The sequence below is a fragment of the Rhodococcus sp. 008 genome (genome assembly GCF_001682295.1).
Lineage (GTDB): Bacteria > Actinomycetota > Actinomycetes > Mycobacteriales > Mycobacteriaceae > Rhodococcus_F > Rhodococcus_F qingshengii.
On the sequence record NZ_CP012749.1, the window covers coordinates 2,151,378 to 2,175,835 of the forward strand.

The 24,458-nt window shown below is 62.4% G+C and carries 23 protein-coding genes; 9 read left to right on the forward strand and 14 right to left on the reverse strand.

Features of this window, described 5'->3' with window-relative positions; translation table 11 throughout:
• Positions 1-12: 12 nt before the first annotated feature.
• The 4 genes from lpdA to pdhA are packed head-to-tail and all read right to left on the reverse strand — an operon-like array spanning position 13 to position 4,761.
• Positions 13-1,407 carry a dihydrolipoyl dehydrogenase gene (gene lpdA / locus AOT96_RS10145; protein WP_231917425.1) on the reverse strand — a complete coding sequence of 465 codons (1,395 nt, stop codon included), beginning with the start codon at positions 1,405-1,407 and terminating at the stop codon, positions 13-15.
• Positions 1,407-2,630, reverse strand: coding sequence for a dihydrolipoamide acetyltransferase family protein (locus AOT96_RS10150; RefSeq protein WP_065352812.1), 1,224 nt, complete (start codon positions 2,628-2,630; stop codon positions 1,407-1,409). The genes lpdA and AOT96_RS10150 overlap by 1 nt, the downstream gene beginning before the upstream one ends.
• Positions 2,627-3,631, reverse strand: coding sequence for an alpha-ketoacid dehydrogenase subunit beta (locus AOT96_RS10155; protein WP_065351671.1), 1,005 nt, complete (start codon positions 3,629-3,631; stop codon positions 2,627-2,629). The genes AOT96_RS10150 and AOT96_RS10155 overlap by 4 nt, the downstream gene beginning before the upstream one ends.
• 2 nt (positions 3,632-3,633) lie before the next feature.
• Entirely contained in the window at positions 3,634-4,761 is a 1,128-nt protein-coding gene (gene pdhA, locus AOT96_RS10160; RefSeq protein WP_065351672.1) for a pyruvate dehydrogenase (acetyl-transferring) E1 component subunit alpha, read from the reverse strand.
• 154 nt (positions 4,762-4,915) lie between these two features.
• On the opposite strand from pdhA, the gene AOT96_RS10165 reads away from it, so the two are divergent.
• From AOT96_RS10165 to AOT96_RS10175, 3 genes are read left to right on the forward strand one after another with little or no spacing between them, the layout of a single operon-like run.
• Complete coding sequence (locus tag AOT96_RS10165) at positions 4,916-5,386, forward strand: Lrp/AsnC family transcriptional regulator (protein WP_042447206.1); 471 nt, start codon at positions 4,916-4,918, stop codon at positions 5,384-5,386.
• Positions 5,387-5,432: 46 nt separating this feature from the next.
• On the forward strand, positions 5,433-6,257 hold the full coding sequence (locus AOT96_RS10170; protein ID WP_065352813.1) for a DUF692 domain-containing protein: 825 nt from the start codon (positions 5,433-5,435) through the stop codon (positions 6,255-6,257).
• The gene (locus tag AOT96_RS10175; protein ID WP_007729071.1) at positions 6,254-6,580 is read left to right on the forward strand and encodes a hypothetical protein; all 327 of its coding nucleotides are present in this window, start codon (positions 6,254-6,256) and stop codon (positions 6,578-6,580) included. Before AOT96_RS10170 ends, AOT96_RS10175 begins: the two co-directional genes overlap by 4 nt.
• Here the strand turns inward: AOT96_RS10175 and AOT96_RS10180 are convergent.
• From AOT96_RS10180 to AOT96_RS10215, 8 genes are all read right to left on the reverse strand, one after another.
• Positions 6,569-7,363 carry a family 1 encapsulin nanocompartment shell protein gene (locus AOT96_RS10180; protein ID WP_003942478.1) on the reverse strand — a complete coding sequence of 265 codons (795 nt, stop codon included), beginning with the start codon at positions 7,361-7,363 and terminating at the stop codon, positions 6,569-6,571. The genes AOT96_RS10175 and AOT96_RS10180 overlap by 12 nt on opposite strands.
• Complete coding sequence (locus AOT96_RS10185) at positions 7,360-8,418, reverse strand: Dyp-type peroxidase (RefSeq protein ID WP_042447536.1); 1,059 nt, start codon at positions 8,416-8,418, stop codon at positions 7,360-7,362. Before AOT96_RS10185 ends, AOT96_RS10180 begins: the two co-directional genes overlap by 4 nt.
• Positions 8,419-8,486: 68 nt before the next feature.
• The gene (locus tag AOT96_RS10190; protein WP_054827735.1) at positions 8,487-9,443 is read right to left on the reverse strand and encodes an SMP-30/gluconolactonase/LRE family protein; all 957 of its coding nucleotides are present in this window, start codon (positions 9,441-9,443) and stop codon (positions 8,487-8,489) included.
• A 33-nt stretch (positions 9,444-9,476) separates the two neighbouring features.
• Positions 9,477-10,433: an alpha/beta fold hydrolase gene (locus tag AOT96_RS10195; protein ID WP_065351673.1), complete on the reverse strand. Its 957-nt coding sequence runs from the start codon at positions 10,431-10,433 to the stop codon at positions 9,477-9,479.
• 1 nt (position 10,434) lies between these two features.
• Complete coding sequence (locus tag AOT96_RS10200; RefSeq protein ID WP_003942502.1) at positions 10,435-10,809, reverse strand: nuclear transport factor 2 family protein; 375 nt, start codon at positions 10,807-10,809, stop codon at positions 10,435-10,437.
• A gap of 65 nt (positions 10,810-10,874) precedes the next feature.
• A complete protein-coding gene (locus tag AOT96_RS10205; protein ID WP_065351674.1) occupies positions 10,875-11,555 on the reverse strand; it encodes a hypothetical protein in 681 nt (226 codons plus the stop codon).
• Between the two features lie 54 nt (positions 11,556-11,609).
• Positions 11,610-13,040: an APC family permease gene (locus AOT96_RS10210; RefSeq protein WP_051720950.1), complete on the reverse strand. Its 1,431-nt coding sequence runs from the start codon at positions 13,038-13,040 to the stop codon at positions 11,610-11,612.
• A gap of 98 nt (positions 13,041-13,138) precedes the next feature.
• On the reverse strand, positions 13,139-13,861 hold the full coding sequence (locus AOT96_RS10215) for a FadR/GntR family transcriptional regulator (RefSeq protein WP_021332595.1): 723 nt from the start codon (positions 13,859-13,861) through the stop codon (positions 13,139-13,141).
• 186 nt (positions 13,862-14,047) lie between these two features.
• Here AOT96_RS10215 and AOT96_RS10220 point away from each other — a divergent pair, with 186 nt between their 5' ends.
• From AOT96_RS10220 to AOT96_RS10240, 5 genes are read left to right on the forward strand one after another with little or no spacing between them, the layout of a single operon-like run.
• Positions 14,048-14,854, forward strand: coding sequence for a gamma-glutamyl-gamma-aminobutyrate hydrolase family protein (locus AOT96_RS10220; RefSeq protein WP_231917426.1), 807 nt, complete (start codon positions 14,048-14,050; stop codon positions 14,852-14,854).
• Entirely contained in the window at positions 14,838-15,611 is a 774-nt protein-coding gene (locus AOT96_RS10225) for an SDR family NAD(P)-dependent oxidoreductase (protein ID WP_021332597.1), read from the forward strand. Before AOT96_RS10220 ends, AOT96_RS10225 begins: the two co-directional genes overlap by 17 nt.
• Positions 15,608-16,984: a glutamine synthetase family protein gene (locus AOT96_RS10230; protein ID WP_030537473.1), complete on the forward strand. Its 1,377-nt coding sequence runs from the start codon at positions 15,608-15,610 to the stop codon at positions 16,982-16,984. Before AOT96_RS10225 ends, AOT96_RS10230 begins: the two co-directional genes overlap by 4 nt.
• 31 nt (positions 16,985-17,015) lie before the next feature.
• Positions 17,016-18,479 carry an aldehyde dehydrogenase family protein gene (locus AOT96_RS10235; protein WP_065351676.1) on the forward strand — a complete coding sequence of 488 codons (1,464 nt, stop codon included), beginning with the start codon at positions 17,016-17,018 and terminating at the stop codon, positions 18,477-18,479.
• Between the two features lie 18 nt (positions 18,480-18,497).
• Positions 18,498-19,016: a hypothetical protein gene (locus AOT96_RS10240; protein ID WP_065351677.1), complete on the forward strand. Its 519-nt coding sequence runs from the start codon at positions 18,498-18,500 to the stop codon at positions 19,014-19,016.
• 66 nt (positions 19,017-19,082) lie between these two features.
• Here the strand turns inward: AOT96_RS10240 and AOT96_RS10245 are convergent, their stop codons facing one another.
• Together AOT96_RS10245 and leuS are read right to left on the reverse strand one after the other, a co-directional pair.
• The gene (locus tag AOT96_RS10245) at positions 19,083-20,588 is read right to left on the reverse strand and encodes an MFS transporter (RefSeq protein WP_065351678.1); all 1,506 of its coding nucleotides are present in this window, start codon (positions 20,586-20,588) and stop codon (positions 19,083-19,085) included.
• A 425-nt stretch (positions 20,589-21,013) separates the two neighbouring features.
• Positions 21,014-23,860: a leucine--tRNA ligase gene (gene leuS / locus AOT96_RS10250; RefSeq protein ID WP_065351679.1), complete on the reverse strand. Its 2,847-nt coding sequence runs from the start codon at positions 23,858-23,860 to the stop codon at positions 21,014-21,016.
• Between the two features lie 101 nt (positions 23,861-23,961).
• On the opposite strand from leuS, the gene AOT96_RS10255 reads away from it, so the two are divergent.
• A complete protein-coding gene (locus tag AOT96_RS10255; RefSeq protein WP_065351680.1) occupies positions 23,962-24,453 on the forward strand; it encodes an SdpI family protein in 492 nt (163 codons plus the stop codon).
• The last annotated feature ends 5 nt before the right edge of the window (positions 24,454-24,458 follow it).

Below are 24,458 nucleotides of genomic sequence, written 5' to 3' on the forward strand. Positions count from 1 at the left end.
TCTGTCTTCGGGTCAGTTGTGGGCGTGCAGTGGTGTTCCCGCGAGTGCGAGCATGGCCTCGCCCAACGCTTCGTTCTGACTGGGGTGCGCGTGGATGAAACGCCCCACTTCATCGGGAAGTGCTTCCCAGGCAACGGCCAACTGCGCCTCACCGATCAGTTCGCCGACGCGGTCTCCCACCAGGTGAACTCCGACAACAGGGCCTTTCGTTCCGCTTCGAATCACTTTGATTCCACCGGTAGTTCGCAGGATCTGACTCTTGCCGTTACCTGCCAGGTCGTAGATGACGGTGGAGACGTCGGTGTGCTGCGTGCGCGCCGCCTCTTCGTCGAGTCCGACCGATGCAACTTCGGGATGTGAGTACGTCACGCGAGAAATCAGATGTTCGGCGACCGGTATCGGATCCTTGCCGGCAATCTGTTCGGCCACAAAGATTCCCTGCTGGAAGCCTCGGTGCGCCAATGCAAGACCGGGCACGATGTCACCGACCGCGTACACACCGTCCACGGACGCGCGAAGGCGTTCGTCGGTGACGACAAACCCCTTGTCGAGGTTGATTCCGTTTTCTGCGAAACCGCTACCGTCCGTGCGGGGTCCGCGGCCGACGGCGACCAACAGTAGGTCGGTGTCGAATATCGTTCCGTCGCCCAGTTGGACGCGGACCGAATCGGCTGCTTCTTTCGCGGAAACCATCTTCGTACCTGTCTTGCACACGATTCCGCGTTTACGATAGGCCCGTTCGAGCTGCTTCGACGACCACGGGTCCTCGGCGGCGATCAGTCGGGGGAGTGCCTCGACGATCGTTACTTCGGCGCCGAACGAGCGCCAGAGGCTTGCGAACTCGACGCCGATGACACCGCCACCGAGTACCGTTGCGCTGGTGGGCACCCGGTCGAGTTCGAGTGCCTGGTCGCTGGTGACGATCCGTCGGCCGAGTTCGATGCCGGGGAGTTCCCGCGGATACGAGCCGGTGGCCAGAACGAGTGATGTTCCGGTGTAGCGGGTTCCGTCGACGTCGATGCTTCGCCCACCGACATACGTCCCGTATCCGTTGACGATGGTGATCTTGTGTTGCGCCAACAAGCCTTGCAGACCGCTGTACAGCCGCTCGACTGTCCCGTTCTTGTAGTCGTGCACCTGCGCGACGTCGATGCCGGCAAAAGATGCCCGGACACCGAATTGCTCACTGGTGCGTGCCGAATCGGCCACCTCGGCGGAATGCAGCAGTGCCTTGGTCGGGATGCATCCGCGGTGCAGGCACGTTCCGCCGACCTTGTCCGCTTCGATCAGCGTGACCGACAATCCGAGTTGGGCGGCGCGGATGGCGCAGGCATAGCCGCCCGATCCTCCACCGAGGATCACGACGTCGCTGTGGGGTTCTGCAGTTGTCATCGGAGCCTTGGTCATCAGAGCCTTCCCAGGACGCGGATCGGGTTCTCGATGTAGTCACCGAACAGCCTCAGGAATCCGCCGGCTTCGCCCCCGTCACAGACGCGGTGGTCGAAGCTCAACGAGATCTGAGTGACCTTACGAACGGTCAACTCGCCGTTCACGACCCACGGCTTGTCGATGATGCGTCCGATCCCCAGAATTGCCGCCTCGGGGTGATTGATGATCGGAGCCGATCCGTCGACCCCGAATACCCCGTAGTTGTTGAGCGTGAACGTGCCGCCGGTCAGGCGGGCGGGTTCGAGCTTGCCGTCGCGGGCAAGGTCGGTGGTCACCCGAAGTGCTTGTGCGAGTTCGACGGTGCTCAGGGCGTCCGCATTTCGAATGACCGGTACCATCAATCCCTTCGGTGTCTGCGCGGCGATCCCCAGGTGGGTGCGGGCGTGTCGGACGATCTCGCCTCGAGCAGTATCGACCGACGAGTTCAGTTCGGGGTACTGCGCCAACGCAGCGATCGTCAGCCGAGCCAGGAGCGCCATCAGGCTGATCTTGTCGGAATCGGGCAGTGACTTGTTGATCTCGGCTCGCGCCGCCAAGAGTTCGGTGGCGTCGACGTCAACCCAGGTTGTTGCGTCCGGGATCTCACGGCGGCTGGTGGACAGCTTGTCGGCAACCACCTTGCGTAGTCCCTTGATCGGGATCCGCTGGTCGGCCGCGTGTGACGTTTCCAATTCCGTGCCGGTGTTCGACCCGGCCTCGACGTCGGCGCGCGTGATGACTCCGCCGGCGCCCGAACCGGAAATCGTGGTTAGGTCGATACTGTTGTCAGAGGCCAGTTTACGAACGATCGGCGAGATCACGCGTACCGACGGAGCCGCTCTGCGGCGGCGCAGAGGTGCATCCTCGCTGGTGCCGTAGCCGATCAGGACGTTGCCCGAACCGGCGCGTTCCTCTTCGCGGTAGCGCTCGTGGTTGGCCGAAACGACCGCGTCGACACTCTCGCCACCACTCACAGTGATCAGCGGTGTGCCCACCTTCAGGGTGTCTCCGGCTTTGCCGTGGAGTTCGATCACGGTTCCGGCGAACGGGATGGGCACATCCACAGCAGCTTTCGCGGTCTCGACCTCGACGACGATCTGATCGATGGTGACCACGTCGCCGACCTTGACGTGCCACTCCGCGATGTCGGCCTCGGCCAGACCTTCACCCAGATCGGGGAGCATGAATACCTGATTGCTCATGCCGTCACCGCCCAACGGGTGTCCGGGGCGTCGTTCCACTGCAGACGGTCGACGGCGTCCAGGACCCGGTCGATGCTGGGCAGGTGGTGACGCTCGAGCTTGGGAGCGGGGTAGGGGATGTCGAAGCCGCCGACCCGGAGCACCGGGGCATGGAGATGGTGGAAACACCGTTCCTGCACGCGGGCAGCAATTTCTGCACCCACACCGGCAAAACCCTGCGCTTCCTGGATGACGATGCAGCGTCCGGTCTTTCGCACCGATGCGGTGACCGTCTCGTCGTCGAACGGCACTATCGAGCGGATGTCGATCACCTCGATGTCCCGGCCCTCGGCTGCAGCGGCCTCGGCGGACCTCAGTGCAACGTCCACGGACGGACCGTAGGCGATGAGCGTCGCGTCACGACCGGGGCGACGGACGACGGCGCGACCGATCGGCTCACGTGCGGTCAGTTCGACATCTGCTCGCGCGAAGTACAGCTTCTTGGGCTCGAGGAAGATCACGGGGTCGGGGTCCTCGATTGCCGAACGTAGCAGCGAGTACGCATCTTCCACCGTGGACGGCGCCACAACCTTCAGTCCGGGTGTGTGCGCGTAGTAGCCCTCACTGGAATCACAGTGATGCTCCACCCCGCCGATACCGCCGGCAAAAGGAACACGAATGACTATCGGAATCGACAGCGCGCCCTTGGTGCGGTTGCGGATCTTCGCCACATGGGAGGCGATCTGCTCGAACGCCGGATAGGCAAACGCGTCGAACTGCATTTCCACGACCGGACGAAAACCGGCCATGGCCATGCCGATTGCGAATCCGATGATGCCGGACTCGGCGAGGGGAGTGTCGAAGCATCGGTCGTCGCCGAAGTCGCGGGTGAGGCCGTCGGTGACGCGGAAAACGCCGCCCAGGGTGCCGACGTCCTCACCGAAGACGACAACGTTGTCGTCCGCAGCCAGAGAGTCGCGTAGCGAGGTGTTGAGGGCCTGAGCCATCGTGAGCATGGGCATGGTCAGTGTCCCCCTGTGTCAGCGGCTTCGGCAGCAAGTTCGGTTTCGAGTTGGGCTTGTTGCTCACGCAATTGCGGTGTCTGCTCGGCGAAGACGTACCGGAACAGATCGAGCGGATCGTGCGGGCGGTCGACGTTCATGCCGGCGCGCAGTGTGGCGGCCGCGGTTTCTGCCTCTGCAGTCAGCGATTCCACGAACGCGTCGTCGATCAGATCGTGTGCGCGCAGATACTTTTCGAGACGCGGCAACGGATCTCGCCCGAGCCAGGCTTCCACCTCGGCGCTGTCGCGGTAGCGGGTGGCGTCGTCGGCATTGGTATGTGCCTCGATGCGATAAGTGTGTGCCTCGACGATCACCGGTCCGTTTCCGCTGCGAACGAAGCGCGCTGCCTCGTCCATGACGGCCATCATCGCGACGGGATCGTTGCCGTCTACCTGCTCGCTGCCGATCCCGTAGCCGACGCCCTTGTGCGCCAATGTCGGTGCTGCGCTTTGGCGCGACAGTGGCACGCTAATCGCAAATCCGTTGTTCTGCACCAGAAAGATCACCGGCGCTTTGAAGACGGCGGCGAAGTTCAGCGCCTCGTGGAAATCGCCCTCACTGGTGGCGCCGTCACCACAGAGCGCCAAGGCGACGGTGTTCAAGCCCCGTCGAGACTCCCCGTAGGCCACCCCCGCTGCATGCAGCAATTGCGTTGCCAGCGGGGTGCACTGCGGCGCACTGCGCAGTGCGACCGGGTCGTATCCGCAGTGCCAGTCGCCGGCGAGCATGCTCAGAATCTGCACCGGATCGACACCCCGGGCGGCCAACGCCATCGAATCCCGGTAGGTGGGGAAGAGCCAGTCACTCGGCTCCAGACTCATCGCTGCCGCGATCTGACATGCCTCCTGCCCTCGCGAGGACGGATACACGGCCAGGCGCCCCTGTTTGGTCAGTGCCGTAGCCTGCTGGTCGAAACGCCTGCCCAGGAACATCTTTCGATACATCGCGATCAGGCGATCGTCGCTCGGTTTTGCGTAGCGGGCCTCGCTGCGCGTCAGTTCTCCGGCAGGGTCGAGGTACTGCACCGCAGAATCGGCCGGCAGGAACTTCTGATACCGCAGTTCCCCCAAGGGCTCGACAAGTGTCACTTCTACCTCCAGAAGACGTTGTGTCCATCAGTATTCGCACTTCGGCGACGTAATGGCAGCAAGCGTCGAGGATTCAAGACAAACGGCCTATCATGAGGATTCGGGCAGCAATATGTCCATCAACCGACTCGACTACCGAACCAGGAATGGACAGATGGCCACCGAACCGCACGCTCTCGATGCGATCGACCGCCGCATCATCGCCGAACTGGTCGCAGACAGTCGCATCTCCATGCGTGCACTGGCTGAAAAGGCGCACATATCCCGCGCTCACGCCTACGTCCGCATCGAAAGGCTCGAGGACGCCGGAATCATCACCGGATTCACGACGCGGATCGCCCATGAGAAGGCCGGACTCGGCTCCTCGGCGTACGTGGCACTCTCGATCCGGCAGCACTCGTGGCGAGGTCTGGCGGCGTCCTTGAAGGCCCTGCCGTTTGTCGAGCACTTCTCCCTCCTCGGCGGCGACTTCGACGTTCTGGTGCTGGTCCGTGCCCCGGACAACCAGGAACTACGCCACACCGTTCTCGAAGAACTCCAGGGACTCGACGGGGTTCTCTCGACCAAAACGTGGCTGATCTTCGAAGAAGGCAACGGTCCGGGACCCAACTGGCTGCCCGCCTGATCCGTCTATAGTCGCCGTTAGCAGTTGCACACGGGAGGTGATTCGAATGACCCTGTACGGCCTGGGAATCGGTTGGCGCCCCGAGGTCTCCGGAATCATCGCGCAGCTCGACGGCCTGGCATTCTGCGAAGTCATTGCCGAATCCGTCGGAAACGAGATACCGCCGCACCTCGGCTCGCTCGGAGTTCCGGTGATCCCGCACGGAATCTCGCTCTCACTTGGCGGGGCCGAGGCGGTAGATCAGGCACGGATCGATCACCTTGCGCATGCAGCTCAGCTACTGGGCGCTCCCTTGGCGAGCGAGCACATCGCATTCGTGCGTGCAGGCGGCATCGAGGCCGGCCACCTGCTCCCACTTCCGCGCACCTACGAAGCCGTCGACGCCCTGGTACGCAACATCACCCGGACTCAGGACGGTCTACCGGTGCCGTTCGCCGTCGAAAACGTTGCCGCCCTGTTCGACTGGCCGGACGACGAGTTGACCGAAGGGGAGTTTCTCGCGGAAATCGTCGAGCGCACCGGAGCCCTGCTGGTTCTCGACATCGCGAACGTCTATGCCAATGCCCTCAACCGAGGGCGTGATCCCTGGGCCGAGCTGAGCCGGCTACCACTCGAGCGAATCGCATACTGCCACATCGCCGGTGGCAGCGTCAGCGACGGCAAATACCACGACACGCACACCGATCCGGTACCCGAAGCCGTGCTGGAACTCCTTGCGCAGTTCACCGCCGCCGGTCACCATCCCGCCATCATGCTCGAGCGCGACGGAAACTATCCGCCGGCACTGGAATTGCTCGACGAGCTCGATGCCATCGCCGACGCAGCTGGTCTGGATCGCATCACCGCGGGCACCGATTGGTCACGCACATGAGCACGCTCGGTGAGCGTCAAGAGGCGCTGATTCGCGCACTGGTGGCGGGTGGCGAACTGCCCGAAGGCTTCGACAAAGACGAAGCCGCCGTTGTCTCGGCGGCGCTGCTCCGAAAGCGCGCAGGAGAAGTGGCGCACCACCTTCCGGTCGTGCGCCACACTCTCGGCGATCGTTATCTTCAGTTGTTCACAGCGTGGGCGGACGGACGACCGAAGTCGTCTTCGCATGCGGATGCCCAGGCCTTTGTCGCCCATCTCCAGGACATCGGCGAACTGCCTCGCCCACCCTGGTATCAGAGGTTTCGAAAGGTCTCACGCAAGTGAGACAACAGCTTCGCTGGTGTACATGAGGAACGTCATCGATTCCTGGAAGTACAGCTCGACGGAGTTCGCATCGTGCGAGAGATAGCCGATGGACAGGTCCTGGCCGAGGTGCAATTCGTAGTCACCGCCACGCGTCGACAGCAGGAAAGCGCCGTCGATGGCCGGGGCCCAGATGATCTCGCCGTCGAGGACGCGTCGCAGGTGCTCGCGGATGGGGTAGCCGTGATCGGAGGTCTCGTTGATCGCGGTGAACGCATCTGCATTCAAGAGCAGTGAGTACGGTCCGTTGACACCGGCCAAGCGCAGCGACGTGATCGCCTGGCTGATGGCTTCCGGGTAGTCCTTGGCGTCGATGGGTAGCTTCAGTTCCGGGTTGGAACCGCTGGCCCGCACGCCGGTGATGCTGGCTGCGGGGTATCCCTCGAAGATGGCGCGGTCCTCGGCGAACGCGATCTGCTTGGCCGCGTCCTTGACGGGCTGCCAGTCGGAGTCCTTGGCGCCGCGTTCGACGTCGTCGATGGCCTGACGGCTGACGGTGAAAGGGACCCGCAGTTCGATGATCGGCTGGGACTGACGAGCATGTGCGATGACGCCGTCGGCCAAGGGATTGATCGGCACCTGATGCCCGAGTGGGATGGCCGCGAGATCGTCACCCGACGGTCCCTCCACATCCACGACACGACGACCGGCGACGTGACGCTTGAAGGTACGGCTCGCCTCTTCTTCGATCTCGGCCCAGGCTGCTGCCGAAATGGGTGCTAGGTCGCGGTGCAGGTTTGTCATTGCTGGGCACTCCTTTTGAGGCTGCCGATTCCGAGAGAACCGTCAGAGATGGGCGCTGTGAACGTCGCTTCGGGAACGAGCCTGGTCGGCAAGTCCGGGGGATCGTCGAGAAAGTCCGCCGTCGGAACGAAGAAATTGATTCCGGTGACGGCGGTGGAGAAATCGAGAATGCGGTCGTAATTGCCGACGGGATTCCCGATGAACATGTTGGTGAGCATCTGCTCGGTGACCGTAGGCGACGCCGAGTAACCGATGAAATAGGTACCCATCTCAGCGGAACCGACGTGGCCGAACGGCATGTTGTCCCGCAGAATCTGGATCTGCTCACCGGATTCGTCCTCGATGACGGTGAGTGCGGTGTGGGAGTTGGCCGGCTTGGTGTCGTCGTCCATCTCGAGATCTTCGAGCTTGGAGCGTCCGATGACGTTCTCCTGCTCCTCGACGGGCAGGGAGTTCCACTCCGACATGTCGTGGAGGTACTTCTGGACGATGACGTAACTGCTGCCTGCGAAATCCGGATCCTCGTCACCGACGGTGACCGCGACGTAAGCGGCCTGCCCGGACGGGTTCTCGGTACCGTCGACAAAACCCATGAGGTCGCGTTGCTCGAAATACTTGAACCCGTGGACCTCGTCGATCACCGACGCGGCCCCGGCCAACCTGTTGGTCACGACCGTGGCGAACTCGAAGCACAGGTCCATCTGACGGGCCCGGATGTGAAACAACAGATCGCCCGGCGTGCGCGGGGCGTGGTGTTTGTCACCGGTCAACTCGACGAACGGATGCAATTCCGCCGGCCGTGGACCGTCGAAAAGTCGGTCCCACGCATCCGAACCGATGCCGACGACGGCAGCCAAGCCACCGGCGGGAACCCGGAATCCGATCGAGCGTTGCAGCCCGGAAATATCCGCCAGAACGTCGTGAACTGCCTGCTCACCACCCTCGTCGATGGTGAAAACCAGGAAGATCGCAGCTTCCGTGAGCGGGGTCAGCAACGGCTGCGGTATCGCGGGAAGGGCCACTTCGGCCTCGTCGATCTCACTCGTTTCCGCCATGCAGACCAGTATGGACGATTCCGGCAGTCCCGGCATCAGTAGTGGGCAAGTCGCGTCAGGGTGTCGCGTCAGGGGGTTGCGGCCTGGGCGCCCGCGTCGAAGCCGGCCGGAATCTCGAAGATCTTTCCGTCGAACCCGGCGCGGTAGAGATGCCCGGCCGCGAACCCGGAATTGCCACGCCCGTAGGTCAACACACTCGACGCTTGCAGTCCGCTGGTGAGCGAGCAGTACTGGCCGGGTCCGTCGATCCGCCACACCTCACCACTGATGTCCGTGGGAATAATTGCGCGATCTCGCGAGTCCAAGGTCAAACCATCTGGGGCAGAAAAGGTTTCGAAACCACCGAGATCGACCAACGACTCCGAATATCCCGGATTGTCCACGGAGATGCGGCTGACACCCGGGTTTGCGAACGTGCGCGAAACGTAGAGCCAGCGATTATCGGCGCTCAGGGCAGCGCCGTTTGCACTCGGGAAGGTTGCCCACGCCGGGTCGACGGAACCATTCGGGCTGACCTTTCCGATCAGCGAACCGAAATCGTTGGTGGCGTAGATCGTCCCGTCGTGCGCGACGGCAAGGCCGTTTGCAGCGCTCAGACCACCGGCTATCGGCGTCACGGCGCCCGAGTTCACGTCCACCCGCGCGACCGACGCAGCACGCGTCAGATCGCCGATCAGCACGCCGGCGTTTGCTCCGGTACCCACCAGCAGTGAACCGTCCGGGCTCCACGCGAGTGCGCCCGCACCGCCGGGAACCGTCGCGATCGGAACTGCGGCCTGACCAGGCCCGTCGACGCGGAAGATCCGCCCACTCACCAGGTCGGTCGTATACAGGCGCCCTTGCCCGTCCACCGTGACACCCTCGAGGGCCGCACCCGGAATCTGGGCGCTGAGTATGGCGGGTGACGATCCAGGGCAAGGCGGAGCGGCGGCGGCACCGGACACGCCCAGAGCCAGAAGCGAACCGGCAACAAGAGCACCGGTGATACCTACCCGAATACCGCGATCGAAGATCCTGGTGCGCATCTGCGCAACGCTAGACCTTCGGCCCGGTTTCGCCTAGAGCGACCGAAGGAAAGAGATCAAAAGTTCATTGACCTCGGCAGCGTGTTCTTGTTGTACGAAGTGCCCCGCACCGCCGAGGAGATGTACACCCCGCAGATCGGGGACGGTGTCCTTCATTCGGTCCAATGCCTTGGGACCGCTCATCGCGATGACCGGGTCTTCCGCGCCCGCAACGAAGAGCGTCGGGACCTCGATGTGCGCTCCGTCCAGATCCGCGCTGCGTTCCCAATTGGCGTCATACGCTCGGTACCAGTTCAAGCCACCGGTGAAACCTGTTGCAGTAAAGGCCTTTACATAGACATCCAAATCATCCTCGGTGAGCCACGACCACGGCAACGCCGGCGCCTCGGGAAGTACGTCGAGATAGCCGTTTCCTTCGGAGGGGTTCTTCCACACATCGAGGTACCGGTAAGCCCCGGACAAGGCGTGGAAGAGCCGCTGAAGGAATTCACGTGGACGGGCGTCGAGTTCGCGCTCCGCGACACCCGGTTCCTGAAAATAGTGAATGTGCAGAAAGTGCTTGCGCGCCAAGGCGGCGTAGATGGCCGAGGGCTTGGCCGGGAATCTGTCCGGCGCATAGGGAACCGCCAAGGAGACCAGTCCCGCAACGCGATCGGGGTGACGAAGCGCTGTCGTCCACGCGGCCGGAGCGCCGAAATCGTGTCCGACGAACACCGCTTTGTCGATTCCGAGAGCGTCGAGTAGGTCGATCAGCCGGTTCGCGACGGCGTCGTTGGTGTAGTCCTCGATCGCGTCGGGGCGGGTAGTGCCGCCGTAACCGGGCATGTCGAGTGCAATCGCCCGAAAACCCGCTTCCGCCAACGCTGCCGACTGATGGCGATAGCTGTATCCGAGGCCGGGAAAGCCGTGGCACATGACCACAGCTGTCCCGGAACCGGAATCGTCGATCTGCCAACAGAATCCGTCGACGTCGATCGTCTTGACCGTCATGTCAGGCGGTGATCATGTCTTCCTGGTTCCAGAATGCGCGCATCGACAGGATCTTTCCGTCGTCGTCGAAGGTCATGACGTCGATGGGTGCGATGGTCAGGGTCTGCTCGCCGAGCTTGGTGATCAGCGAGAAGTGGAATGCCGCTTCGTTTCCGGCGATGCGGAGGGTCTGGAGGTGAGCTTCCTGGTCGAAATTCTCGATCACGGAGTAGAACTCGAGAATGGACTCGCGGGTGGTGCGCACGTCGGTACCAACCGGGTCTTCAACCGTTGCACCCTCTGCGTACAGGGCCACAACCTGGGCAGCAGTGCCCGTCGCAACGGTCTCGATGTAGGCGTCGACGGTCTTGCGGATTACCTCTGCGGACGGTGCCATGGTCTACCCCTCGTAGTTAGAACAGGTTCTAATTCTGAGGATAACCTACGACTCTGTTCCACGGGTCAGCTTTCGAGCACCTTGCGCAGGCGAGCCTTCTTCCGGTTCTCCCGCACGATCCAGACGACATCGGTGTCGTCCGACGCCCCCAGGGAGACGAATGCCGGCAGGGCATTCTCCGGATCCGCCGCAACCGCGACACTCCAGCAGTATCCGAGCGCCTGCCGGAGAGTCCGTGTGTCGGCGTCACGACGGGAATCAGCCGGTTGCGAGACGATCCACTCGGTAGCGTCTCGGCACACCTGAACGGCCAGCGCAGCGTTGGTCTTGTCCTTCAGCAACCGTGGCTCGCAGATCCCCGCAGCCGCTGCGCGCAGCGTCAATGGATGGGCGGAGCGTGACCACTGCTCGATGATCGCCCGAAATAATTGCGGATCCGTGTCGCCTATCGCCTGAACGGCCATCGCGGCAGCTTCACGTGCACGCCACGACGCACTGGTGGTTGCCTCCGTGAGACTGTTCAGAACAGCCTTGTCGCGTGAACGAACAAGGATGAATCCGAGCCCGACGATCCCACAGCAGCGGATGTATTCGTCCTCGGACTCCGCCGCCAGCAGGATGTCGTCGTCATCGGCGCCGCGCGCGAACTCGAGCATGAGCCCAAGGTTCGCGCGCGGGCCGGGCAATCCTGAACGCTCCGTCAGGTAACTCCACAGTTCGTCACCGTCCAGATCCGCGAACGTCATGGGAGTCCTGCTTTCTCGAGTGCGGGTGCACCCATCATTTCACCGAAAGCCCTCTCACGACGGAAGTTCGAAGCTCACTTGCTTCCGTCGTCGCGCATAGAGGAATCCACCGACAAACGCGAGCACCAGCACCCCGGTCATCACCACGGCCAGAATGTTGCCGCCCAGTAGGAGCGGAAGGTTTCCGGCAATGGCGATCGCGAATCCGATCAGCCCGACAAGGCCCAAGCTCGGGGCAAGTTTGGTGTGCCAGAATCGCTGATCGACCTTCGTACGATGAAAGAAGACGAGCACCGCAAGGCACGTGAGCAACATGAGAGCCACGATCCCCACCGTTGCAACGCCGGCGAACCACGCGAAGATCTGTGTCACCGGATCCAGACCGATGACGATGCAAGCTCCGAGAAGTACCAGAGCACAGCAGGATTGCACCACTGACGCGATGTGCGGCGAACCATGCACGCGGTGCGTCCGCCCACCTGCGCCCGGCAGAACGCCGGTGTTCGACAGAACGAAGATGTATCTGGCCAAGACATTGTGGAGAGACAGAACTGCGGCAAAGAGACTGGACACCAACAGAATTTGAATCAGGTGGGCTGTCACCGTTCCGGCAAAGTCGGTGGCAGTGGTGATCAGCATGCCGTCGGGGTCAGTACCCGCAATGTCCACTGCACCCTTGTCGCCCCAGGCTGTCACAACCGCCCAACTGGAGAGAGCGTAGAAGCCGCCGATGAGGATCAAGGCGGCGTATGTCGCTCGCGGGATAGTCCGCGCGGGATCCTTCGCTTCGTCACGGAAGATCGCCGTCGACTCGAACCCGATGTAACCGGCAAGCGCGAATACCAATGCGACGCCGGGGGATCCGGAGAATATTTCCGACGGAGAGAACATTGCTGTCGACGGGCCTTCCGGACCACCGTCGGCGACGATGAAAGCGTCGAGTACGACTACGATCCCGACCTCTGCGATCAACAGGATGCCGAGCACCTTGCCCGACAATTCGATATGACGAAATCCGAGGACGGCTACCAGAGCCAACGAGGCGAGCGAGAAGATCCACCACGGCACCTCCGGACCACCGTAGGAGGTGATCAACGAACTCATTGCCGGGCCGAGGTAGCCGTATACGGCCAATTGCACTGTGCTGTAACTGACGAGGGCCAACATCGCACTGCCGACGCCGGCACCACGGCCGAGACCATGTCCGATGTAGAGATAGAACGCTCCGGTTCCCGGGATGTAACGCGACATCGCGGTGAACCCGACGGCGAAGAGCAGAAGTACACCGGTTGTCACGGCGAAGGTCATGGGGAAGCCCGCACCGTTGCCACCGGAAATACCCAGCGGCACAAGACCACTGATCACAGTCAGGGGAGCAGCTGCGGCAACGACCATGAGGACTATCGAGCCGGTACCCAGCGAGCCTCGAAGAGTTCGGTCATCGCCGGATGCATCACGTGAAGCATTGACGGAAGTATGGGTCATACGGGCGATGTTAGAACCATTGAAGTCGATTCGGGACCCAATTCACAAAACTTTTACTTGCGAAAAACGGGACGAACCGTCCGTTCTTCGCGCTCCCGTCAGCCTTCTTCCTGCAGCGCCAAGCGTTTGAGCTCGTCTTTTGCGTGCAGAATGTGACGTTCCATTGCCTCCGCCGCGCGAGCGCTGTCGCCCCGCTTGATCGCCTCGAAGATTTCCTTGTGCTCCACCCTCGAAGCCTCGACCTGGTCTTCGAACACGAGATGATCGACGGGGACGAACATTTCGCCGCGAGCCTCGACCACAGCGGCCTCCAACCTGCTGTTTCCCGCCGCTCTGGCGATACCGCCGTGGAACCTGGCGTCACAAGCCCGGAACGATCCCCGACTTCCGGAAACCCCCAATTGCTCAATGGATTCGAGCAACTCGAGAAGATGACGATCGGTTCGCCGGACCGCCGCGAGGCTTGCCGTGCGCATTTCCAACCCGATACGGAGGTCGACGATTTCGTCGATGTCTGCTTCTCGCGCTTTCAACTGCCCAACCCAGTCTTCATAAGGCCTGGTCAACTCCGAAACGAACGATCCACCCGTTGCACCGCGTCGCACCTCGATGTATCCCATTGCCTGAAGGATTCGGACCGCTTCTCGCACACTGACTCGACCGACTTCGAGTTGCTGAGACAGTTCACGCTCGGATGGCAGGCGATCACCGGGGCTGAGCGCGCCGCTGTGAATGAGCAGTCGCAAGCGTCGAGCGATATCCTCCCCCAACGTCGGTGCACTGACCATGAATTCGATGGCCGGCAGCTTGTCGATCTGCACGTCTCGTACCCCCTACTCGGTGCCTGGACCGACACTTACGCTTCGTCTTGACCTACGAAATCGAACGCTCCCATTCGCAACTGTCCTTGAATAGATACAGCAGCGCGCGGCACTTCGAACCCGTTACCCCAACTTTACAAGCCAAACTCTAGCGAAAAGCCATTCAATGGTTCTATGCTCGCTCCTATGACCCAATTCACGATGACGGCGGAGGCACTCCCCGCCATGCCCCTGATCGGAGTCACCGGCCGCGTCGACCGCGGCGGGCCGTCACTACCCAACGTCGTCGGCGACGCGTTGATGGAAATGTTCTTCACCGATTTTCCCTCGAAAATCCGCGCTGCCGGTGGTCAACCGATCCTGCTGAGCATCCACAGTGATCCGCGCCGAATCGTCGAGCATCTCGATGCCCTCGTCCTCAGCGGTGGTTCCGACGTGGACCCCAGGCGATACGGCCGCACCCCCGGACCAAACTCCTCGATGATCGACCCCGCTCGGGACGAATTCGAGTTCGCCCTGGTCGATGCAGCCTGGGAAATCGGACTGCCGATCCTGGGTGTATGTCGAGGACACCAGGTCGTCAACGTCGCCCGCGGGGGCACTCTGATTGCCGACCTTCCGACCGACGCCGGTGAGGCACACAGCTTCTTCGGTTATCCGCGTTCGTACCGACCGCAACAGGTCGCTCTGGAATCCGGTTCCGTCCCACACAGTCTGTTCGGCAACAGCATTCACGTGAACAGCCTTCACCACCAAGCCGTGGACACCCCGGGGAGCGGGCTTCGGATCGTCGGACGCGCGCTCGACGGCGTCGCCGAAGCCATCCAGGCCGACGATCGCCCCGTGGTGGGCGTGCAGTGGCACCCCGAATTCTTCGCCGACATCGATCCGCTCTTCGCGTGGCTCGTCGACGCTGCAACCTCCCGTCGGACCAATTCTTCTCACCAGATCGATCATCACAGAATGGAAGACAACAATGTCACGTACGCATGAGAACAAGGTTGCCCTGATCACCGGTGCAGGCTCCGGAATCGGCCGCGGCATCGCGCTGCGCCTCGCCTCCGACGGTGCCCGCGTCGCGGTCGTGGACCTTCACATCGAAAGTGCAAAGGAGACCGTCGCACTGATCGAATCGCAGTACGGCACACCCGCGCTCGCCCTTGAGGCCGATGTGCGCGACCGCGCCGCCGTGAGCGCCGCTTTCGAAGCCACCGTCGCCGAATGGGGACGCTTCGACTACCTCGTCAACAACGCCGGCCTGATCACGATGAGTTCTCTCGAGAACCTCACCGACGAAGAGTGGGACCTCGTCCTCGACGTCAATCTCAAGGGCATGTTCATCGTCACGCAGATCGCCACCCCGTACTTCCGCGACGGCAACAGCGGCGCTGTGGTGAACTTGTCGACGGTGGAAGCGGACGTTGTCGTGTCCTCCCAGGGCTTCGCACAGGTCCACTACAACGCGTCGAAGGGTGGAGTGAAGATGCTGACGAAGGCTCTGGCCGTCGAACTCTCGCGGTACAACGTACGAGTCAACGCGATCGCCCCCGGGCCGGTCCCCACCGCCTTCCTGCCTGGCATCGACGTCTCCTCCGGCGAAGTTCTCGACTTCATGAAGTCCAGGCTCCTGGTGCCGCGCGTCGGCCGCCCCGAGGACATGGGTGCTGCAGTCTCCTTCCTGCTCTCCGACGACGCCTCCTACATCAGTGGAGTCCAGCTGCCCGTCGACGGCGGATGGCTTGCCCGATGAAAGGCCGGCTCACCACGGCCGAGCTCGCCGAGTCCGACATCGACACCGTCCTCATCGCCGGTATCGACCTCTACGGACGGTTGATCGGCAAACGAGTCCCGACGCGAATTTTCCTCGCGAACATCGACGAGGGTCTGCATGTGTGCACCTGTGTGTATGCCTGGGATGCCAGCCAACGCATGGACAAACTCGTTGTCGACTACGCCGGCGGACACACCGGCTGGCATGACTTCCGCCTGCAACCTGACCTGGGAACACTGCGACGCGCGTCGTGGCTCGAGTCCACTGCCATCGTCATCGCTGACTCGGTCGACGAACATACCGGCGAGATGGTCCCGATCGCACCGCGCACGATCCTGCGCAAACAGATCGACAAGCTCGAAGCTGACGGCCACACCGTCTACGCGGCAACGGAACTCGAGTTCCACCTCTACCGAGGTGCCCCCGACGCATTGCGGCGCAGCGGCTATCGGGATCTCGAACCCACCACCCTGGTGCCCTCGGATTACACCATCACCGCCGGCAACGCGATGGAACCTTTCTTCCGCAAGGTACGAACCGCGTTGGAGGAGAGCGCGATTCCCGTGGAGGTCTCTCAGGTCGAATACGGCCTGGGCCAGTGGGAGATCAACCTCGAATACGGAACCGCCCTCGAGATGGCCGACCGCCATGTGCTATTCAAGCAGGTCGTCCACGACGTCGCTGCGGCAGAAGGGCTCACTGCTACCTTCATGGCACGTCCGAGCACCGACGGCATGGGCTCGTCGTGTCATATTCACGCGTCCATGCGGAGCGACGACACCTTCCCATTCCACGACGAAAGCGCAGAAAACACCGCGAGCGCCGAGCTGCTGCACGCCGTCGGCGGAGTTCTCGAGCACTGCCCGGAACTCATGCTGTTCTACACGCCGACCATCAACTCGATGCGCCGCACCAGAGCCAGCCACGATTTCTCGGGGAACGGCTTGACCTGGGGTTTCGACAACAGGACTACCACCTGCCGACTCATCACCGGTGCACCGTCCGCCAACCGTCTCGAAATGAGACTGCCAGGGGCGGACGCAAATCCGTATCTCGCACTCGCCGCCGTTCTGGCGTCGATGAACGACGGTCTGACACGAAAGCTCGATCCCGGCGCACCGGTACGACGCGACGGGTACAGCGACACAGACACACTCGAGAAGGTGAAGCAACAACCGCTGCCCGGCACACTGGACGAAGCGGCGCGTGCGCTCGAGGCCAGTGAGTTCGCACTCGCGGCGTTCGGCGCCGAGGTCGTATCGCACTATGCGGCGGTCGCCAAGGACGAATGGGATTCCTTCATGTCCGCGGTCACCGACTGGGAACGCGAACGCTACCTCGACAACATCTGACCTACAAACGATTTCGCCACGAAGGACAGTCATGACCACTTCATGCTCACTCGTGCCCCAGAACAACACGATCGACGGAAACGTCGAAACACCGGCTATCGACCTCGGCGAATTTCTCACCGATCCCGACACCGGAGAGAAACTGCAAGCCCAACTCTCGTCCTCCACCGAACAGGCGGAGAGGGCGATCACCGCCGCGACAGAACTTCACCGATCGGGTGTCTGGACCCGTCGATCGGTCGCCGACCGGGTGCGCCTACTCGAGAGAACGGCTGAACTTGTCGAAGAACGGACTGCGGCGATCGCTCGTGAGGACTCCAAGAACAACGGCCTTCCGCTTTCGATCAGCACACTTTTCGCCGGCGGACTTCCCGATCTGTTCCGCAGTGCTGCAACGCATCTGAAGAACTCCTCCGGGTTCGAGCAGCTGGCGTCAGGTGCACAATTACGTCGGCTGGCGTGGGGCCCGACCGCTGTGATCGCACCGTGGAACGCACCGAGCTTCATCACCGCCAAGAAGACCGCATTCGCTTTGGCCGCAGGTGCTCCGGTCATCGCCAAGCCCTCCAACTGGGCTCCGTCAGGACCCAACGTGCTTGCCGAGGCGATCTCACGTGCCATCGCCGAAGTCGACGCGCCGAAAGCTCTGTTTCAACTCGTTCACGGAGGCGGGGACGTCGGGCATCTACTGGCCTCCGATCGACGAATCCGAGCACTGGCGTTCACCGGCGGCCGAGCGGCCGGTAGTTCCATCGCCGCTGCAGCTTCTACCGATTTCAAGGCTCTTCAACTCGAGCTCGGCAGCAACAACCCCGTGATCATCCGCGCCGACGCCGACATCGATCTGACTGCCACCGCACTCGTCGACGGGTTCACCAAACTTAACGGGCAATGGTGTGAGAGTCCGGGAAGCGTCTTCGTGCCGCCGCACCTTCACGACCGGCTTGTCGACGCAATACTCGACCGCACGGCCGAAATCGCACTCGGCCGAACCGATGACGCCAACACCACGATGGGTCCGCAGGCGAACGAGCCTCAACTCCAACGGATGCGGGACACCGTCGAGTTCCTCCGTGGCGTGGGCGGCACGGCCGTCTCGAGCACCCCCGTGCCTGACGATTCCGGATGGTTCTTCCCACCGACAGTGGTGCACGGAATCTCGTCGGAGCAGACCAAATCGGAGACCTTCGGGCCGATCCTGACGGTGCACCGAGCATCAACCGACGAGGAAGCTCTGCTCGAGGCCAACGCTCTCGATACCGGCCTGGCCGGATACGTGTTCGGCGCCGACGTCGACGCCGCTCGTGAACTTGCGACCCGAATCGATTGCGGTGAGAACAAGATCAACAGCACCAGCCTCCTGGACCTAGACGACCACTCGACCCAGAGTTTCTGGGGCGGAAGCGGTATCGGCGCACACGGCAACGCAGAGCTTCTCGACTTCTTCCGGGGATCGAGAATCATCGGGGTCGATGCGCCCGGACTTCCTCTCTAGGCGGAGGAGGTCGAGGAAATGGGTGAAGCGGATCGGGTGGGCACCGATACGAGTCGGGTGGGCACCATGGTGGTCGAATGCCACGATACCGCGGCGGTTCTCGCACGTATTTCGTCGCTGGGGTGGAAGCTCGGCGTCGAGGTCGTCAGCCTGTCTACATGGGTATCCGTGACATCGCCGGGAGTCACCGGAATGTCGATCGCGTACCGTTGCCCGGCAACGATCTCCGACGCCATGTTGATCAAGCGTCTCAACAAGATCATCGGGATAGTTCGCATCAAGACGGACCACGGCCCGTTCGTTCCGGTGACACCACAGGTCGGCCTACACGTCACCGCGACTTTCCAACGCGTCGATCCAGTGGCGCTGGTGGCGTACCGGCACGGCGCAACTGTGTGCAGTCAAGCGAACAATGTTCTGTCGGTACAACTCACCACCACCCGATCGATCGCGGACACATTCGTATCTGATCTGGCACAGGTCGCAGAGCGTCCGCTGCGGGGTGAGATCTCTCTGCAGGAGATTCATCTTGCATGACGTCGAAGTGCACCACGGCGATGTGCGGCTACGGACGTTGGCCAGTAGCCGCACATCATCGTGTGATCAGTGAGCCGGGAGGAGGGACGTCTCCTGCTGCACACCGTCTTCTGCGCCGATCTGGACGATGTTTCGCGGCAGGAACACGGCCGCGATCGCGCCGAGAACTGCTGCAGCAGCACCGATCAGGAACGCGATACGCATGCCCTCGTCGGTGTAGAAGACAGCGCCCTCCATCGCCATCGCGATGTGCGAGTTCAAGACCGTGAAGGCGATGACGGGAAGCACTGCGGGGAAGATGCTCTGGAAGACCGCAACCATGCTCGCCGTGGTTGCCTGCAACTGCGGCGGCACTGCCTCGATGAGCAGGTTCGGGATGGAGGCGTAGCCCATACCCATACCGACACCGAAGATTCCGGCAAAGATGATGAGCAGAGGCTTGTTGTCGTGAATGGTGGCCGTCAACGTGAATCCGACTGCCATGAGGATCATTCCGATGATCATCAGCAGACGGGGCCGGATGTTGCGCCCCACGAGGAAGCCCACGATCAAACCACCGACCACCACCATGCCGCCAAGGGGCGCCTGGAAGATCGCGAATCCCTCTGCCGTCACGCCGAATCCGTATCCCAGGCCGAGAACTGCGGGGGTCATCACCATCATCGGCAGCAAAATCGTGAAGACTCCCGATGCGCCGTAGCAGAAACCGGCACCGACGGCGGTGAGCATCACCGAACGCTTGCCGAAGTAGCGCAGGTCGATCAAGGGCTCGCGGATGGCTCGGGCAGAGGCAACCCAAGCCACCAACAGTGCGACGCCGCCGATCAGGTAGGCCAGTGTCGAACCGTTCTTCCAGCCCCAGGTCGGTCCGAAGCTGACGCCGATCAGAATTCCGGCGATGCCCGATCCGAGCAGTACCGCGCCGATCAGGTCCAGCGAAGCGCGAAGTCGGACAGTCGATTCCGCCGTCGAAGCGAAGATCATGCCGCCGAGGAGAACCAGCCCGACGACAAAGAACCAGAAGATGCTCCGGAACCCGTGGTTGTCGATCAACCAACCGGAGACGAACGGCGCCGGAATCGCGATCAGACCCATACCGGAAGTCGCGATACTGACTGCCAGCGCAACAGTTTTCGGCGGGAAGACATCTCGAATGAGGGAGTAGCTCAGGAAGAGGCAGGGAACGAGCAGACCCGTCAATGACCGGCCCAGAATCAGGACGGCATAGCTCGGCGCAACCGCCGAAATGAAGGATCCGACCGCTGCGCCGGCGACCGCCAAGAGCAGAACTTTTCGCTTGCCGTACATGTCGGCGAGCTTTCCGAGCAGAGGAGACGCGACCGCCCCCAGCAGCAAGAACGACGTGAGCAGCCAAGCTCCCTGCGTCGTTTGATAATGCGCCGAGATGGCCGGCAGCGCAGTGGAAATCATCATGTAGCTCACCGCGAGCATCTCGAGAAGTAGAACGATCGACGCCAGAGAGAACACCAGTCGCGGAGTCCAACGCTCCGGTATCGATGTCGGTTCGGGCGCACTAGGAGACGAACCGGAGCTGTGGACGTGAGACGCCATGGCTGGAAGATCCTTTCGGGACACCTACAAATTCGATTGACCCCCTGTCGAATACCGCCGACGGGGGCCTTGCGGGGAAGTGCAGTGGAACGACAGCTACCGCTCTCGGCAACGTGTTACGTGCATCACAGCCCTCACATCGAACACGCGCTACCAAATGTTCCGTGGAGCGGGACATTCAGGACAACGACTGATTGGCGTCACAAACTCGAACCTGGCCTTGGATTATGAGCAACGGCAACGATTTTCGGTTCGAACTTGAACGTGGAGCCATTCCCATCTTCGAAATACCGACCACACCGTACTTGACGATCCCGCCTTTGAGGTTCCCCCCTCGGTGTCAACGTCGGGAATCATCCCCAGAAACGACTGTGCGCCGTTTCGGTAGCGATAACTACCAAAACGGCGCACAGGGGCCGAAGGCCCTACAGAACTATGTTCACCATCTTGCCCGGCACAACGATCACCTTGCGGGGTGCGTTGCCCTCGAGCAGAGCGACGATCTTCTCGTCGGCCAGCGCAATCTCTTCGACAGCCTTGCGATCGGCATCCGCCGGGACGCTGATGCGGCTACGAACCTTGCCGTTGACCTGGATCGGGTACTCGACGGTATCCTCGACGAGCCACTTCTCCTCGACTGCCGGGAAGGGTCCGTGCGCAAGGGATTCCGTGTGACCCAGACGCGACCACAGCTCTTCCGCGAGGTGCGGCGCCAGGGGAGCGAGCATCAGCACCAGCGGCTCGACAGCAGCACGCGGCGCACCGCCCGGGAACGCCTTGGTGAGGTGGTTGTTGTACTCGATCAGCTTCGCGGCGGCCGTGTTGTCGCGCAGCGCCGTGTAATCCTCGATGACACCGGAAATCGCCTTGTTGAGCGCACGCAAAGTCTCTTCACCAGGAGCTTCGTCGGTGACACGGGGCTTGCCAGTCTCTTCGTCGATGACGACGCGCCACACTCGCTGCAGGAATCGCGCAGCACCGACGACGTCCTTGGTAGCCCACGGACGCGAGGTGTCCAGCGGGCCCATCGACATCTCGTACACACGCAAGGTGTCTGCACCGAACTCGGCGCAGATCTCGTCCGGCGCAACGGCATTCTTGAGGCTCTTGCCCATCTTGCCGTACTCGCGGTTGACCTCGGCGCCCTCGAAGAAGAACTTGCCGTCACGCTCGACGACCTCATCTGCCGGCACGTAGACGCCGCGGGCATCGGTGTACGCGAATGCCTGGATGTAGCCCTGGTTGTAGAGGCGACGGTACGGCTCGCTCGAGGACACGTAGCCCAGGTCGAACAGAACCTTGTGCCAGAAGCGCGAGTACAGCAGGTGCAGCACTGCGTGCTCGACGCCGCCGACGTACAGGTCGACTCCACCGGGATCGTTGGGGCCGTGCAGTTCCGGACGCGGGCCCGTCCAGTACGCCTCGTTCTGCGGGTCGCAGAAGGCGTCCTGGTTGGTGGGGTCGATGTAGCGCAGCTGGTACCACGAGCTACCTGCCCACTGCGGCATGACGTTGGTGTCGCGGTGGTAGGTCTGCAGACCGTCACCGAGATCGAGCTCGACGTTGACCCAGTCGGTCGCCTTGTTCAGCGGGGGAGAGGGCTCGGAGTTGGCGTCGTCCGGATCGAAGGACACCGGTGCGTAGTCCTCGACCTCCGGAAGCACTACGGGCAGAGCCGAATCCGGCAGAGCGTGTGCGTTGCCGTCCGCGTCGTAGACGATCGGGAAGGGCTCGCCCCAGTAACGCTGACGCGCGAAAAGCCAGTCGCGCAGCTTGTACTGGATGGTGCCCTTGCCCTGGCCGCTCTCCTCGAGGCGACTGATGACGGTCGCCTTGGCCTCGGCAACGTCCAGCCCGTCGAGGTAGTCGGAGTTCACCAGCGGGCCGTCACCGGAGTACGCAGCCTCCGAAACATTGCCACCGGCAATAACTTCGAGAATATCCAGACCGAACGCGTTCGCGAACTCCCAGTCACGGTGATCGTGTCCCGGAACTGCCATGATCGCACCGGTGCCGTAACCCGTCAGAACGTAGTCGGCGATGAAGATCGGAACCTTGTGTCCGTTGACCGGATTGACGGCGTAGGAACCGAGGAAGACGCCCGTCTTCTCCTTGTTTTCCTGGCGCTCCAGGTCGGTCTTGGCGGCAATCGACTTACGGTATGCAGCAACAGCTTCCGCCGGAGTCGTGGCACCGCCAGTCCAGCGCGCGTCGACACCTTCGGGCCACTCGTCCGCGACGAGCTTGTCCACCAAGTCGTGCTCAGGAGCCAGCGTCACGTAGGTGGCGCCGAACAGCGTGTCCGGACGGGTAGTGAACACATCGACGCCGTACTCGCCTGCAGCAAAGGTAACTTCGGCACCGTACGAGCGTCCGATCCAGTTGCGCTGCATGGCCTTGACCTTGTCCGGCCAATCCAAGTACTCGAGGTCGTCGACCAGGCGATCGGAGTACGCGGTGATGCGCATCATCCACTGCTGGAGATGCTTACGGAAGACTGGGAAGTTTCCGCGGTCACTACGACCGTCGGCGGTGACTTCCTCGTTGGCCAGGACGGTACCCAAACCGGGGCACCAGTTGACCATCGAATCCGACTGGTAGACAAGGCGGTACGAGTCCAGAACCTTGGCCTTCGCGGCCACGTCCAACGAAGCCCACTCGCGTCCGTCTTCCAGAGCGCGCTCACCGGAATCGAACTCGGCTTCCAACTCGGAGATACGACGCGCCTTGCCGGCTTCCTTGTCGTACCAGGCGCCATGGATCTGCAGGAAGATCCACTGCGTCCAGTGGTAGAAGTCGACATCCGTCGTCGCGAGACTACGACGCTCGTCGTGGCCCAGACCCAGGCGTCGCAGCTGGCGCTTCATGTTGGCGATGTTGGACTCGGTGGTCGTCCGCGGGTGGGTACCCGTCTGCACGGCGTACTGCTCGGCCGGGAGACCGAACGCGTCGTAGCCGAGGGTGTGCAGGACATTGCGCCCCTGCATGCGATGGAAGCGCGCGAAGACGTCCGTAGCGATGTATCCGAGCGGGTGACCGACATGCAGGCCCGAACCCGAGGGGTACGGGAACATGTCCTGCACGAAGAGCTTGTCGGCGGGAACACCGTCGGGCGAGGAGAGCGGACCGACCGGATTGGGCGCGTTGAACGTGCCTTCCTCACTCCAGCGGTCCTGCCAGTGCTGCTCGATCTGGCCGGCGAGCTCCGCGGTGTAGCGGTGCTGCGGAGTTGCGTCGGCTGGTGAATCGGGGGACTGCGGAGACTCGGTCACTGTGGTCGCTATCTACTTGGCTGACGGAAATACCGATAACCAGGGTAGAGCCTGCACGACCCGGGCATACCATCAACTCCACTCGCGCCTATCCTGTATGGGTGATCGTTGTCGCTGTGGTGCTATTCGTGCTCGCTGTCGCCGTCGGTGGAGTTGCTGTCGCCGGACTGATCGGCAAACTCCCGCGCAACCGCTGGGCCGGTGTCCGCACCGAGGATTCCCTGCGGAGCGAGGAGTCGTTCGCCCTCGCCAACAAGGTGGCCGGTCCGACCATGCTCGCGGCCGCTGGAATGTTGGTCATCGGCGGAGTCGCAGCACTGACCATCGGCGGAGTCTTCGGCATTGCCGTCGCGATCATCGCCGTCGTCGTCGCCGTCCTCACTGCCGGTTTCGGTGGAGGCATCGGCACCCGCGCAGCCGCCGCGCTCCCGCAGCAGAGCGGATGCGGTAACGACTGCAACTGCGGCGGACACTCCGAGCCCGTCGCCGAGCCGGTGGCGGAGACCTCCGAGGCCAAGGCGAACGCTGCCGCTTGCGGCACCGCTTCCTGCGGTGCCTGCGCGCTCAAGGATGCTTGCCAGCCGGCTCATTGATTCAC